This window comes from Coprococcus sp. AM11-30B, from assembly GCF_027674365.1.
Classification (GTDB): domain Bacteria; phylum Bacillota; class Clostridia; order Lachnospirales; family Lachnospiraceae; genus Allocoprococcus; species Allocoprococcus comes.
This window is the reverse complement of sequence record NZ_JAQDVB010000020.1, coordinates 37,560-50,488: the sequence shown is the minus strand read 5'-3', so window position 1 is coordinate 50,488 and position 12,929 is coordinate 37,560. Positions and strand designations below refer to the sequence as shown.

16 protein-coding genes are annotated in these 12,929 nt (G+C 41.1%); 14 read left to right on the top strand and 2 right to left on the bottom strand.

The window, feature by feature from the left end; all coding sequences use genetic code 11:
* The first annotated feature begins 11 nt into the window (after nucleotides 1-11).
* Genes PGU50_RS13415 through PGU50_RS13400 form a run of 4 tightly spaced genes read left to right on the top strand, consistent with a single transcriptional unit; the run spans nucleotide 12 to nucleotide 2,743 of the window.
* Nucleotides 12-242 (top strand): cell division topological specificity factor MinE, encoded by a 231-nt coding sequence (locus PGU50_RS13415; RefSeq protein ID WP_022221008.1) that lies wholly within the window; start codon nucleotides 12-14, stop codon nucleotides 240-242.
* Nucleotides 239-1,363, top strand: a complete 1,125-nt coding sequence (locus PGU50_RS13410) for an FtsW/RodA/SpoVE family cell cycle protein (protein ID WP_270247180.1) — start codon at nucleotides 239-241, stop codon at nucleotides 1,361-1,363. The genes PGU50_RS13415 and PGU50_RS13410 overlap by 4 nt, the downstream gene beginning before the upstream one ends.
* 14 nt (nucleotides 1,364-1,377) lie before the next feature.
* On the top strand, nucleotides 1,378-1,773 hold the full coding sequence (locus PGU50_RS13405) for a methylglyoxal synthase (protein WP_008370250.1): 396 nt from the start codon (nucleotides 1,378-1,380) through the stop codon (nucleotides 1,771-1,773).
* Nucleotides 1,757-2,743, top strand: a complete 987-nt coding sequence (locus PGU50_RS13400; RefSeq protein WP_270247179.1) for a D-alanyl-D-alanine carboxypeptidase family protein — start codon at nucleotides 1,757-1,759, stop codon at nucleotides 2,741-2,743. The genes PGU50_RS13405 and PGU50_RS13400 overlap by 17 nt, the downstream gene beginning before the upstream one ends.
* Before the next feature lie 122 nt (nucleotides 2,744-2,865).
* Here PGU50_RS13400 and PGU50_RS13395 read toward each other — a convergent pair whose 3' ends face one another.
* Complete coding sequence (locus tag PGU50_RS13395) at nucleotides 2,866-3,072, bottom strand: DUF378 domain-containing protein (RefSeq protein ID WP_022221010.1); 207 nt, start codon at nucleotides 3,070-3,072, stop codon at nucleotides 2,866-2,868.
* A gap of 79 nt (nucleotides 3,073-3,151) precedes the next feature.
* Here PGU50_RS13395 and PGU50_RS13390 point away from each other — a divergent pair, with 79 nt between their 5' ends.
* From PGU50_RS13390 to pepV, 10 genes are all read left to right on the top strand, one after another.
* On the top strand, nucleotides 3,152-4,096 hold the full coding sequence (locus PGU50_RS13390; RefSeq protein WP_270247178.1) for a TIGR01212 family radical SAM protein: 945 nt from the start codon (nucleotides 3,152-3,154) through the stop codon (nucleotides 4,094-4,096).
* Between the two features lie 17 nt (nucleotides 4,097-4,113).
* Nucleotides 4,114-5,529: an HlyD family efflux transporter periplasmic adaptor subunit gene (locus tag PGU50_RS13385; protein WP_195502632.1), complete on the top strand. Its 1,416-nt coding sequence runs from the start codon at nucleotides 4,114-4,116 to the stop codon at nucleotides 5,527-5,529.
* A gap of 17 nt (nucleotides 5,530-5,546) precedes the next feature.
* On the top strand, nucleotides 5,547-6,245 hold the full coding sequence (locus PGU50_RS13380; protein ID WP_008370261.1) for a YggS family pyridoxal phosphate-dependent enzyme: 699 nt from the start codon (nucleotides 5,547-5,549) through the stop codon (nucleotides 6,243-6,245).
* 28 nt (nucleotides 6,246-6,273) lie between these two features.
* Nucleotides 6,274-6,819: a cell division protein SepF gene (locus PGU50_RS13375; RefSeq protein ID WP_008370263.1), complete on the top strand. Its 546-nt coding sequence runs from the start codon at nucleotides 6,274-6,276 to the stop codon at nucleotides 6,817-6,819.
* A 17-nt stretch (nucleotides 6,820-6,836) separates the two neighbouring features.
* Entirely contained in the window at nucleotides 6,837-7,613 is a 777-nt protein-coding gene (locus tag PGU50_RS13370; RefSeq protein ID WP_008370265.1) for a YlmH/Sll1252 family protein, read from the top strand.
* A gap of 25 nt (nucleotides 7,614-7,638) precedes the next feature.
* The gene (gene lspA, locus PGU50_RS13365) at nucleotides 7,639-8,166 is read left to right on the top strand and encodes a signal peptidase II (protein ID WP_118198275.1); all 528 of its coding nucleotides are present in this window, start codon (nucleotides 7,639-7,641) and stop codon (nucleotides 8,164-8,166) included.
* Nucleotides 8,156-9,073, top strand: coding sequence for an RluA family pseudouridine synthase (locus PGU50_RS13360; RefSeq protein ID WP_022221013.1), 918 nt, complete (start codon nucleotides 8,156-8,158; stop codon nucleotides 9,071-9,073). Before lspA ends, PGU50_RS13360 begins: the two co-directional genes overlap by 11 nt.
* Before the next feature lie 83 nt (nucleotides 9,074-9,156).
* Nucleotides 9,157-9,792, top strand: a complete 636-nt coding sequence (locus tag PGU50_RS13355) for a cytidylate kinase-like family protein (RefSeq protein ID WP_117558349.1) — start codon at nucleotides 9,157-9,159, stop codon at nucleotides 9,790-9,792.
* Nucleotides 9,793-9,935: 143 nt separating this feature from the next.
* Nucleotides 9,936-10,385 (top strand): D-aminoacyl-tRNA deacylase, encoded by a 450-nt coding sequence (gene dtd / locus PGU50_RS13350; protein WP_055260960.1) that lies wholly within the window; start codon nucleotides 9,936-9,938, stop codon nucleotides 10,383-10,385.
* A gap of 78 nt (nucleotides 10,386-10,463) precedes the next feature.
* Entirely contained in the window at nucleotides 10,464-11,831 is a 1,368-nt protein-coding gene (gene pepV / locus PGU50_RS13345; protein WP_195250632.1) for a dipeptidase PepV, read from the top strand.
* A 272-nt stretch (nucleotides 11,832-12,103) separates the two neighbouring features.
* Here pepV and lexA read toward each other — a convergent pair whose 3' ends face one another.
* Nucleotides 12,104-12,724, bottom strand: a complete 621-nt coding sequence (gene lexA / locus PGU50_RS13340) for a transcriptional repressor LexA (protein ID WP_270247177.1) — start codon at nucleotides 12,722-12,724, stop codon at nucleotides 12,104-12,106.
* Between the last annotated feature and the right edge of the window lie 205 nt (nucleotides 12,725-12,929).

The following is a 12,929-nucleotide window of genomic DNA, read 5'->3' as shown; positions in this document are numbered from 1 at the left end:
GAGGATGTATCATGCATGTATTTGAAAGAGGTATGCACCACTCATCTGTCCGCATTGCAAAAGAACGTTTGAAAAGCCTTCTTGTTTCGGACCGGGTGCAGTGTCAGCCAGATACTTATGAACTTTTGTGCGGAGAATTATACCACACAATCGGAAAATACATGAAGATAACCGAAGATAATTTTAAAGTGGAAATAACACGTTCACAGATTAGAATCAACTTGACAGGAGAAAAATCGTGAGATTACCAAAAAAGACAAAACCTTATCATTTAAAAGATGTAAAATTCGGTCTGGTCATTTCTGTTATTGCTATATCGATTATCGGAGTTATGGTAATCGGAAGTGCAAAGCAGGCAGTACAGGGAAGACAGATCATAGGACTTGTCGCCGGAGTGATCCTGATGATCATTCTTTCGATGATAGACTATGTATGGCTTCTGAACTTTTACTGGATTTTATACGGGATCAATATCATTGCTCTGGTATGTGTAAAGCTGTTTGGAACCAATGTAAATGGTGCACAGCGGTGGATCGATATCGGAGTGACGAATTTTCAGCCATCAGAGCTCAGCAAAATACTGGTTGTCGTATTCTTTGCAAAATTTCTGATGAATCATGAGGATGATCTGAACAGTGCTGCAACCATCCTGAAAGCAGTAGGACTGATTGCACCAACACTGATCCTGATCGTTCTTCAGCCAGACCTTTCAACAACCTTATCCATAGCGCTTGTCTTTTGTGCTATGATGTATCTGGCGGGACTGAGTTATCGATTTATCGGAACCCTGATTGCGATTCTGGTTCCGGTTACGATTATTTTTATCAGTATTGTTGTACAGCCAAATCAGCCATTTCTGCACGATTATCAGCAAAAGCGTATTCTGGCATGGCTGGAACCGCAGAAATATGCAAGTGATGAAGCTTACCAGCAGAATAATGCAATTATGGCGATTGGTTCCGGACAGCTTACCGGTAAAGGACTGAATAATAATACAACCACATCCGTGAAGAATGGAAATTTTATTTCTGAGCCACAGACAGACTTTATTTTTGCAATTGTAGGTGAAGAATTAGGTTTTGTGGGTTGCTGTATCGTGATTGGTCTGTTATTATTGATTGTAGTACAATGCATATTGATAGGACTCAGGGCACAAGATCTGGCGGGGCGGATTATTTGCTGCGGTGTAGCCGCGCAGATAGGATTTCAGTCGTTTATCAATATCGGCGTGGCAACAGGGATCTTCCCAAATACAGGAATTCCCCTTCCGTTTGTTAGTTACGGACTGACTTCGCTTATCAGCTTGTATATGGGAATTGGCATTGTATTAAATATAGGGCTTCAGCCTAAAAAATATCAGTAAAAGGAGCTGAGAAAATGAATATCGGACTTATTGCGCATGACTCTAAGAAAACACTGATGCAGAATTTCTGTATTGCATATCGTGGGATTTTGAGTAAGCATGAGTTGTATGCGACCGGTACAACCGGCCGGCTGATCGAAGAAGTTACTAATCTTTCTATTCACAAATATCTTGCGGGACCGCTGGGCGGCAAACAACAGCTCGGTGCGCAGATTGCACAGAATGGAATTGATGCTCTGATCTTTCTTCGGGATCCACAGAATCCAAAGCCACATGAACCGGATGTAAATGATGTCATTCGTCTTTGTGACATGCACAACATCCCGATGGCTACCAATCTTGCAACGGCAGAAATCATTATACTTGCATTAGACAGAGGAGACTTGGATTGGCGTGAGATGTATAAGTAGAGCAAAAAGTGTCGCACTGGTATGTGTGGCATCGATAAGTCTGTTTACAGGTGGTTGCATCGGAGGAAAAGGAGCAACACCTGTGACAGCATATGAACTTAAAAATTATAATCAGGATTTATACCAGGGAAAGCTTTATGCAGAGGAGCTGTGTGTAGCACAAAATGATGTGGCGTTAGAGGGATATACAGAAGATACTGAATTGCACAGTGCTGCATTATTTGATCTTACAGGAGAACGTGTATTATATTCTTATAAAGCGCATGAACGACTGTATCCTGCCAGTACAACCAAGATCATGACGGCACTTCTCGCTATTGAGAATGCAAATTTGGATGACCAGGTGACGATCAGTGGAAACGCAGATGCATCCAGTTTTTCGGCGGATGCACAGGTGTGCGGCCTTGTGAAAGGAGAAGTCTGGACACTCAGGGATCTTTTGGGAGCTCTTCTTTTGTATTCTGGAAATGATGCAGCAACAGCAATCGCGGAATATGTAGGTGGATCAGAAGAAGCGTTTGTTAATATGATGAACCGCAGAGCCCAGGAATTGATGGCGAACGGGACTCATTTTATGAATCCGCACGGACTGCATGATGACAATCATTATACAACAGCGTATGACCTTTATCTGATATTTAATGAGTGCATAAAGCATGAAGATTTTGTAAATATCATACAGAGTGAAGCATATACCGCATATTATACAGATGTGGACGGTAACAGCCAGGAGGCGTTGTTTACACCGACCAATCTCTATGCGCAGGGAGAGGTGGATGTGCCGGAGAATGTTACGATCGTAGGCGGGAAGACCGGGACAACGGATGAAGCAGGATATTGTCTGATTCTGATGGAAAAAGATTCCAGTGACAATCCATACATATCGATTGTTATGGGAGCCTCAGAAAAACCGGTTCTGTATGAGGATATGACATCATTGATCGAGGCAATCCCGTCTGGTCAGCAGTAAATGTGGTGTGTGAATCTTATCGTATACACAAAAAGGGGCATCTCTTGTCTGGGAGCCCCTTTCTTTTTTTCAAGCATGTAGAAAATACACCGAGATGGTATCAGGTACATTACCTGGGCGTATTAAGATTCAGACATGGATCCGATTCTACCAAAAAGACTGATCAGGTAGAGTCCACACAGTCCGACGATCGTGTAGACGATACGTGAGAGCCATGACATGTTTCCAAAAAGCCAGGCAATAAGATCCAGACGGAATATACCGATCAGAAGCCAGTTCACAGCACCGATGATCACGACGGTGAGTGCTGTATTATCAAACCATTTCATGTAAATATCCTCCTTATACGATTCTATACGGTTAGTATGTGTTAAAATATTGTAATTATTCATAAATGAGAGGAAAAATATGTTATATTATAAATATTCGGATTACCTGAAAAACAAATATGGTGAAAAAGTATACAAGCTTCCGGTGAACCTTCCGGTCACATGTCCAAACCGTCTTGATGGAGATGGATGTGCATTCTGTGCCGGTGCAGGAACCGGATTTGAGGCAATGGCGGCTACAGTTTCTGTCACAGATCAGTTGACACGGACCAGACAGATGATCACGAGAAAATACCATGCCAACAAATATATTGCATATTTTCAGAATTATACCAATACCTTTCTTCCTCCGGACAGATTTCGCAGTTATCTGATGGAGGCTACTAGGATTCCGGGTGTCGTGGAGATATCTGTTTCCACAAGACCGGATTGTGTTTCGGCTGAGTATCTTGATATTATGAGAGATATCCGCGCGATGACCGGAATTCAGATGAATGTAGAACTTGGATTACAGACAGCAAATTATCATACACTGCAGATGATCGACAGGGGACATGGCCTTGCAGAATTTATCGATGCAGTACTGCGGATTAAAAGATATACTGGTATTTCAATCTGTACCCATGTGATTCTTAATCTTCCGGGAGATACGGCAGCGGATGCAAAAGAGACTGCAAGAATCCTCACTGCGCTTGGTGTGGATATTGTGAAACTGCATTCGCTTTATATTGCCAGAAATACACGGTTGTGCGATTGGTATGAAAATGGTAAAATAACGGTATGTTCAAAGGAAGAATATTTTGAAAGAGTGATTACGTTTCTTGAACAGATTCCGGAAACCGTGGCAGTAGAACGAATGTTTTCAAGAATTCCTGAGAAAGATGCGGTGTTCTGTAACTGGGGATGCAGCTGGTGGAGGCTGAGGGACGAACTGCTGCAGAAGATGGAAGAGGAAGGCAGGTATCAGGGCAGGTGCTGTGATTATCTGAATGGTGCGGCACTGTGTCTGTTAAAATCCGAATAGATTTGGAGGCTTGATTTTTGGCTGGGAAAAAGAAGAATACGGAGGTCGTCAGCCTCCAGAAATATAAACGAAAAGGACATTTAAATATTGGTACGATTCTGTTTGGAATTATTTTTTTGTATCTTGTTTTTACCGTTCTGATCTATTTTACAAAAGACAGAGTGAGTGTATATGAGGTACGGGAAGGAAGCATTTTAAAAGACAGGAATCTTACCGGAATGGTTCTCAGAAAAGAAACGGTGGTGAATGCTGAAAAAAGCGGATATGTCAATTATTTTGTAGACGATGCACAGAAGGTTGCACTTGGAACCAATATTTACACCATTACGTCTTCCAAGCTCGAGACACAGACGGATCAGGACAGCAATGAAGAAGTTTCCCTGAATGCAGATGAATGGAACAGTATTCTGCTGAAGGCACAGGGATTTAATGAATCCTATTCACCGGAGGAGTTTAAGACGGCATCAAATCTGAAAAGTGAAGTAACAGCGATCTTACAGAACAATACGACACAGAGCAGGGTTGCACAGCTGAATTCTATTCTGCAGTCCGGAAATGTAGATGCATTTCAAAGCCCGGATGACGGAATCGTGGAGCTTTCGGTAGATGGCTATGAAAATCTGACGACAGATAATATCACGGATGAGATGTTTGATAAGGCAAATTACAGTGTCACAGAGCTTTCAGGCAACCAGAAGATTGATGCAGGGCAGCCGGTATATCGCCTGGTCACAGATGAAGAGTGGACGGTAACGGTACGCCTGACCTCTGATCTGGCACAAACCTTCCAGAAAAAAATGAACGGGGAAGATTCCCTTTCTGTTGAGGTCAGATTCCTGAAGGATAATAAGGACCTGTGGGGAACTATGCGACTTACGGAAAAGAAAAATGATATTTATGCCAATATTACTTTTAAGGATTCCATGATCCGGTATGCAGATGAACGGTTCGTGAATATTGAACTGATCCTGGAAGACGAGTCCGGGCTTAAGATTCCGAAAACCTCGGTAACGGAGAAAGACTGTTATGCTGTTCCGATAGATTATATCACGAGCGGCGGGGCTTCTCAGAACGAAGGTGTCTACAGGCAGACGACCAAAAAAGGAAAGACGACAACGGAATTTATTCCGGTGACGATCATTAACGAGGATACGGAATCGGGTATTGCATATCTGGATACAGAGAATCTGAAAAAAGGAGATACTCTTTTGTTGCCGGAATCTTCCGATACGATGGATCTTTTGAAAACCGAAAGCATCAAAGGAGTTTATAATGTCAATAAAGGCTATGCTGTATTCAAGCAGGTTCAGATCCTGAGTGAGAGTGATGAATACTATATTATTGCAGAAGGAAACAGCTACAGTCTATCCAATTATGATCATATTGCCCTGAACGGAGATTCTGTTCGGGATAATCAGATAGTAAGTCAATAAGAAATGGAGTGAAAGAAATGATCACAGAAAACTTAAAAGATGTGGAAGCACGTGTATGCGCTGCATGCGAACGCTCCGGCAGAAAACGGGAGGATGTAACACTGATTGCTGTCAGCAAGACCAAACCGGTAGAAATGCTGGAAGAAGCGTATGCTTACGGTTGCCGTTATTTTGGTGAAAATAAAGTGCAGGAACTGGATGAAAAATATGACATAATGCCAAAGGATATTCACTGGCAGATGATTGGTCATCTGCAGCGCAACAAAGTAAAATATATCATCGATAAGGCAGAGCTGATCCATTCTGTTGATTCTATTCGTCTTGCGGAAACAATTGATAAAGAAGCAGCGAAAAAAGGTATTGTTGTAAATGTGCTTCTCGAAGTAAACATGGCAAAAGAAGATACAAAATTCGGTCTGATGCCAGAGGAAGTTATGGATTTTATTCATGAAATTGTCAGATTTCAACACATAAAAGTACAAGGATTGATGACAATTGCTCCGTTTGTAGAAAACCCGGAAGAAAATCGTATACATTTTGCAAACTTACGAAAATTATCTGTTGACATTGCAAAGGAAAAAGTTGATAATGTTAACATGAGTATTCTTTCAATGGGGATGACCAATGATTTTGAAGTTGCTATAGAAGAGGGAGCCACCATGGTTCGGATAGGGACAGCAATTTTTGGCGAGCGAAATTATGCTCATCAGATTTAGATACCACAGATAGGAGTGTATAAGAAAAATGGGAGTATTAGATAAGTTTTTAGACGTTATGAAATTAAACGGCGACGATGATGAGTATGATGATGATTTCTACGATGAAGATGACGATTTTGAAGATGAGTCATATGAAGAAGAGAAGCCAAAAAAGAATATTTTTGGAAAGAAAGATAAACCGGCTGCTTACGAAGAAGAAGAGGAAGATTATCAGCTTAAAAAATCAGGTCGTTCAAATAAAGTCACCCCGATGCGCCAGCCTTCTACACGCAGAAATGCTCCTGCAATGGAAGTTTGTGTAATCAAACCAAACGCAATGGATGATACACGTGAGATTACAGAGACTCTTCTCGCGGGAAGAACTGTTATTTTGAATCTGGAAGGTATGGATCTTGAGATCGCGCAGAGAATTATTGATTTCACATCAGGATCTGCTTTTGCAATTGATGGTAATCTTCAGAAAATTTCAAGTTATATTTTTCTGGTAACACCGGCAAATGTTGATATTTCCGGCGATATGCAGGATCTTCTGAATACTTCGTTCGATGTGCCGATCCAGAACCGTTACTAGAAGAAAGAAGACAGGGTATGGAAAAAGAAGAGACTTTACTTCGTAAACGTCTGATTGAGCTGTCTAACAATGCTTATCAGAGAGGAATCATTATGTATTCCGATTTCCTGAACCTGAATGAACTGAATATATTACATACTACGCCGAAGGATTCTTTCCCTGTTCCATACAGGACCTTTGGCGGGTATGATCCGTCAGAGCGTCAGATGGCAGCATTTCTACCTGATGCTTTTTATATGTATATGGATGAGGAAAGTATCCGCAGTACATATCCGATCCGCATTCTGAAGATCAGTCCGCTACAGCCGAAATTTGCTGAGGAATTATCACACAGAGATTATCTGGGCGCACTTCTGAACCTTGGGATCACACGGGCAAAGACGGGAGATATTCTGATTCACGATAAGGAAGCTTATGTTTTTGTACATCAGGAACTGACGGAGTTTCTTGTAAAAGAACTGACCAGGGTACGTCATACAACCGTTCGTGCCGTAGAAGTAGAAAATGCAGATTTTAAATGGGAGCCAAAGTACGAAGAGATTAAGGGGACTGTTGCGTCAGTACGCCTGGATTCCCTTCTTTCACTGGCTTTTTCTTCGTCCAGAAGTAAACTTACTGCATTGATTGAGGCTGGGCGTGTATATGTAAACGGAAAGCTGATTACCAGTAATGGATATCATGTAAAGGACAATGATATCATTTCCGTAAGACAGATGGGACGTTTTCAGTACGAAGGAGTTCTTTCCGAGACAAAAAAGGGACGTTATTATGTTACAATCCGAAAGTATATCTAATGGCATTAGCAGTAAAGGAGAGCATATGAAGAACAGACCAGGGTTAAAACAATATATTTTTGCAGCACTTGGAATCGTAATCCTGGTGCTTCTGGATCAGTATACAAAGCTTCTGGCAATTGCACATTTGAAGGATCAGTCTGCATTTGTGTTGTGGAATAATGTTTTTGAATTGCATTATCTTGAAAACAGAGGAGCTGCATTTGGGATTTTTCAGAACCAGCGATGGTTCTTTGTCATCATGACCGTTGTGATCCTTGTTATTGTGAGCTGGTTTTATGGCAGAACTCCGGTAGAAAAAAGATATCTGCCACTCAGAATCTGTATGATCGTTCTGACAGCTGGAGCAATCGGGAATTTTATTGACCGTCTGACCAGAGGATATGTGGTTGACTTTTTTTATTTTTCACTGATTGATTTTCCGATTTTCAATGTGGCGGATATTTATGTGACTGTGACGTTTATCGTTCTGGTTCTGCTGATCTTTTTTTATTATAAGGACGAAGATTTTTCTATTTATTCGCGCAGACAGGAGCAGAAACATGCAGATTAAAGAATTTCAGAGTGAAGAAAATGCAGGGGAGAGAATCGACAAATTTCTCACAGAGAAAGTGCCGGAGCTTTCCCGTTCTTATATTCAAAAACTGATAAAAGAAAAAAATGTAAAGGTAAATTCCACAGTAATCAAATCTAACTATAAGGTTGCAAAAGGAGATCAAATTCAGATTACGATACCGGATTTGACGGAACCGGATATCCTGCCGGAAAATATACCATTGGATATTCTCTATGAGGATGATGATATCCTGGTGGTTAATAAGCCGAAAGGTATGGTAGTGCACCCGGCAGCAGGTCATTATACCGGAACTCTGGTCAATGCGATCATGTATCATTGCAAAGACCGGCTTTCAGGAATCAACGGTGTAATGCGTCCGGGAATCGTACACCGGATCGATATGGATACTACCGGTTCTCTTCTGGTATGTAAAAATGATACCGCACACCAGATCCTTGCAGAGCAGTTAAAAGAGCACAGCATTAAGCGGATTTATCATGCGATTGTACACGGTAATATCAAAGAGGATTCCGGTACTGTGAATGCGCCGATCGGACGCCATCCGATTGACCGGAAGAAAATGAGTATCAATGAAAAAAATGGCAGAAATGCAGTGACACACTACCGGGTCCTGGAGCGGTTTGGCGATTATACTTATATTGCCTGTGAGCTTGAAACCGGTCGCACACATCAGATCCGTGTGCATATGGCAAGTATCCATCATCCGTTGCTTGGAGATTGTGTATATGGTCCGGCAAAATGTCCGTGGACACTACAGGGGCAGACACTTCATGCGAAAATTCTTGGAATTATCCATCCGAGAACCGGAAAATATATGGAATTTGATGCCCCACTTCCGGAATATTTTGAAAATTTATTGAAAAAACTACGCAAAATGTCATGAAAATCTATACATTTATTATGAATTGTTATATAATATGTATAGGATAATCATGGAATAATGACCTGCAAAGGAGCGTGACGTTTATGAGTAAAACACATACAATTATAACAATAGGTCGTCAGTTTGGAAGCGGAGGACGCGAAATTGGAAAACGTCTGGCAGATGAACTGGGAATTGAGTTTTATGATAAAGAATTGTTGTCACGGGCAGCAAAGGACAGTAAGATATGCAAAGAGCTTTTTGAGACACATGATGAAAAACCGACGAACAGTTTTCTCTATTCATTGGTAATGGATACATATTCTATGGGATTTGCATCCGGTTCTGTCAATGAAATGCCACTAAATCACAAGATTTTCCTTGCGCAGTTTGATGCGATCAAAAAGATTGCGGAGGAAGGACCGTGTGTACTGGTAGGAAGATGTGCGGATTATGCACTGGAAGAGCGGGATGATGTACTAAGTGTATTCATTCATGCAGATCTGGAAGACAGGATTAAAAATGTAGCAAAGCTGAATGAACTGACAGATAACAAAGCAAAAGATCTGATACATAAGACAGATAAACGCAGGGCAAGCTATTACAATTATTATACCAACAAAAAATGGGGCGATGCCGAAAGTTATGATATTTGTATAAACAGTTCCAAGTTTGGTGTTGACGGATGTGTGAAAGCTATCAAAGATTTTCTTGAATTAAAGGCAAGCTTGGAAGAGTAAGAACAGAGATTATAATGTTATAAGACGGGGGAAATAAAAATCCCCCGTTTTTTAGACCTGTAGCAAAATACTTATGTTCTGATAATTTCGGAACACAGGCATTATAGTGTCAAATAAAGAGAAGAAAGAGGAGACAAGAAAACATGAAATTTGTAATTCAGAGAGTAACACATGCCGAGGTTGCGGTAGAAGGAGAAGTGATCGGAAAGATTGGAAAAGGATTTATGGTGCTGATCGGAGTGGCACAGGATGATACCAGAGTGATTGCAGACAAAATGGTAAAGAAGTTGACAGGACTTCGCATTTTTGAAGATGAGAACGGAAAGACCAATCTTGCCCTGAAGGATGTGGATGGAGAACTTCTTCTGATTTCCCAGTTTACCTTATATGCAAACTGTAAAAAAGGATTCCGCCCAAGTTTTATTGAGGCAGGTGCACCGGATATGGCAAATGAACTGTATGAATATATTATTGAAGAATGTAAGAAAGTGATCCCGGTTGTGGAAAGAGGAAACTTTGGCGCGGATATGAAGGTATCTCTTTTAAATGACGGTCCATTTACGATCGTGCTGGATTCGGAGCAGATTTGTTAAATTATTATTTGGTTTCTAAAGATGTATCGTGTATAATAGAATACAGATGGAATACACAAGAAAGTGGGGAATGTAATAATGAGTTATGAAGCATTAAACAGCAGGATTATGGAGATGAAGGATGAAATTCTTGCTGGAATCCAACAGAACATGAGAATTGAAAGCGTGCGTGGTGAGGCACAGCCAGACGCACCATATGGTCCGGGACCGAAGGCTGCTCTGGAAGATGCCCTTGAACTTGGCCGCAAGCTTGGCTTCAAGGTTGGGCAGGCAGACAATCGTATAGGCTGGGTAGAATATGGAGAAGGAAAAGAGATGGTAGGCGTTCTTGGTCATGTAGACGTTGTACCGGCTGGCGATACCGGTTGGACTTATCCTGCCTATGGTGCCGAGATCCATGATGGAATTCTTTGGGGAAGAGGATGTCTGGATGATAAGGGACCGATCATTGGATCAATTTACGCATTGAAGGCGATCCGTGACCTGAATCTTCCAATTGACCGTAGAATCCGTGTTATTTTTGGATCTGATGAGGAATGTGGCTCTTCATGTGCAGCGTATTACGTAGAGAACGGATATGAGATGCCGACGATCGGATTTACTCCGGATGCAGATTTTCCGGTTATTTTCTGTGAAAAAGGAACGACCGGCATCAAAGGCGGTTCTAAGGTTTATGACAAAGGTCATATCGAAGTGGAATATTTTGGTGGTGGAATTGCTGACAATGTCGTGATTCCAACTTGTAAACTGATCGTAAAAGGAGACATTAAGGTAGCAGAGACAGAAGGAATCACTGTGACGCATGAAAACGGAAAAACAATCGTTGAAGCGGTGGGAAGAAGTGCACATGGAAGTACCCCGCATCTTGGTGTAAATGCAGCAATTCTTCTTTTGAATGCAGTGAAAGAGAATGAATTTGGTGGAGAATTCCAGCAACTGATGGAATTTCTTCTGAACGAGATCGGAGCGGAGACAAATGGAGAATCACTGGGAGTACATTATGTGGATGAAGAAACTGGTGAGACAACCGTAAACCTTGGTATTGTTTATTATGATGGAGAAGAGACCTATTTTACATTAGATGTCCGTTATCCAAAAAATGCAGATCCGAAAGTTGTTGATGATACACTGATCAATCATATCAACAGTTACACATTCGATGTGCTCCGGAAAAATAACCACAAAATTCTCTATGTACCAAAAGACTCTGAACTGGTGACAAAGCTCGTTCATGTATATGAAGAAGAGACTGGCGAGCACTTGGAACCACTTGCAATCGGTGGTGGAACTTACGCAAAGAAATTCCAGAACATGGTTGCATTCGGACCGGTATTTCCAGGTGAAGCAGACGTGATCCATCAGCCAGATGAACATGTGGAAGTAGAAAAGCTTCTCCGTGCACTGCAGATTACGGCAGCAGCGATGTACGAACTTGCAAAAAAATAGTAGAAAACAGTACGGACTGAATCATCTGGATATGTCATATATAGATACGAGCATCGAAGGGTGAGTTGTTCAATGGAAACAAAAGCCGGATAAGATGACAGGTTGAGAATATCTGTACATCTTATCCGGCTTTTTTGATGCATTTGAAAAAATATTTATGATAGTAAGAAAAAAGGGATATGGAGAAGAACATATATAAAAAACAGGTGATTACTTGCAAAAAGCACTTCTATCTGAGATGCTTCTGCAAGTAATCACCTGTTTTTTAAAAATTAACGGAAGAAGCGCATAACAGCAACAACTTTCCCTAAAATCGTAACATCTTCAAGGATAAATGGTTCCATTGCATCATTCTCCGGCTGAAGACGAATCACACCTTCTTCTCGGTAAAACGTCTTTACCGTTGCACCGTCATCAATCAGAGCAACAACCATGTCACCGTTCTCTGCAGTTGCCTGCTTTTCCACAATGACATAATCTCCATCCAGTATACCGGCATTTATCATACTTTCACCCTGAACTTTCAGCATAAAGAGTTCTTTATTTGATGAAATATATTCAGTAGGAACAGGATAGTAATCTTCAATATTCTCCTGTGCAAGAACCGGTTCTCCTGCAGCTACATGGCCTACGATCGGAATCTGAACCATCTCACGTCTTGTGAGATTAAATGAATCATCCAGAATCTCGATTGCACGTGGTTTGGTTGGGTCACGTCGTATGTATCCGTTCTTCTCAAGAGTCTCAAGATGAGAGTGTACAGAAGAAGTTGACTTCAGATTCACAGCATCACAGATCTCACGTACAGCCGGTGGAAAACCACGTTGCAGGATCTGGGACTTAATATATTCAAGTATCTCTTCCTGTTTCTTGCTAATATTACCTTTACTCATAAAAGACCTCCTAAATCTGTATCTATATCAATTTGAAGTATTATCTGAACTATTAAAATTATCATATCATACAGAAGAAAAAATAGCAAACAAATGTTTAGAAAATACGTTCGATTTGCATATTGACAAACGTATGTTCTTGCTGTATATTGATAATAGAACAGTTGTTCGGGAACATATTTTCTGGTATATAGGAGAACTGAAA

Bases quoted from the DNA above. Each gene is read 5' to 3' on its own strand.
- lspA (WP_118198275.1), top strand. From the start codon at position 7,639: ATGAAGAACAGACCAGGGTTAAAACAATATATTTTTGCAGCACTTGGA.
- PGU50_RS13375 (WP_008370263.1), top strand. From the start codon at position 6,274: ATGGGAGTATTAGATAAGTTTTTAGACGTTATGAAATTAAACGGCGAC.
- PGU50_RS13360 (WP_022221013.1), top strand. From the start codon at position 8,156: ATGCAGATTAAAGAATTTCAGAGTGAAGAAAATGCAGGGGAGAGAATC.
- PGU50_RS13370 (WP_008370265.1), top strand. From the start codon at position 6,837: ATGGAAAAAGAAGAGACTTTACTTCGTAAACGTCTGATTGAGCTGTCT.
- PGU50_RS13355 (WP_117558349.1), top strand. From the start codon at position 9,157: ATGAGTAAAACACATACAATTATAACAATAGGTCGTCAGTTTGGAAGC.
- PGU50_RS13415 (WP_022221008.1), top strand. From the start codon at position 12: ATGCATGTATTTGAAAGAGGTATGCACCACTCATCTGTCCGCATTGCA.
- dtd (WP_055260960.1), top strand. From the start codon at position 9,936: ATGAAATTTGTAATTCAGAGAGTAACACATGCCGAGGTTGCGGTAGAA.
- lexA (WP_270247177.1), bottom strand. From the start codon at position 12,724: ATGAGTAAAGGTAATATTAGCAAGAAACAGGAAGAGATACTTGAATAT.
- PGU50_RS13405 (WP_008370250.1), top strand. From the start codon at position 1,378: ATGAATATCGGACTTATTGCGCATGACTCTAAGAAAACACTGATGCAG.
- pepV (WP_195250632.1), top strand. From the start codon at position 10,464: ATGAGTTATGAAGCATTAAACAGCAGGATTATGGAGATGAAGGATGAA.
- PGU50_RS13390 (WP_270247178.1), top strand. From the start codon at position 3,152: ATGTTATATTATAAATATTCGGATTACCTGAAAAACAAATATGGTGAA.
- PGU50_RS13395 (WP_022221010.1), bottom strand. From the start codon at position 3,072: ATGAAATGGTTTGATAATACAGCACTCACCGTCGTGATCATCGGTGCT.
- PGU50_RS13380 (WP_008370261.1), top strand. From the start codon at position 5,547: ATGATCACAGAAAACTTAAAAGATGTGGAAGCACGTGTATGCGCTGCA.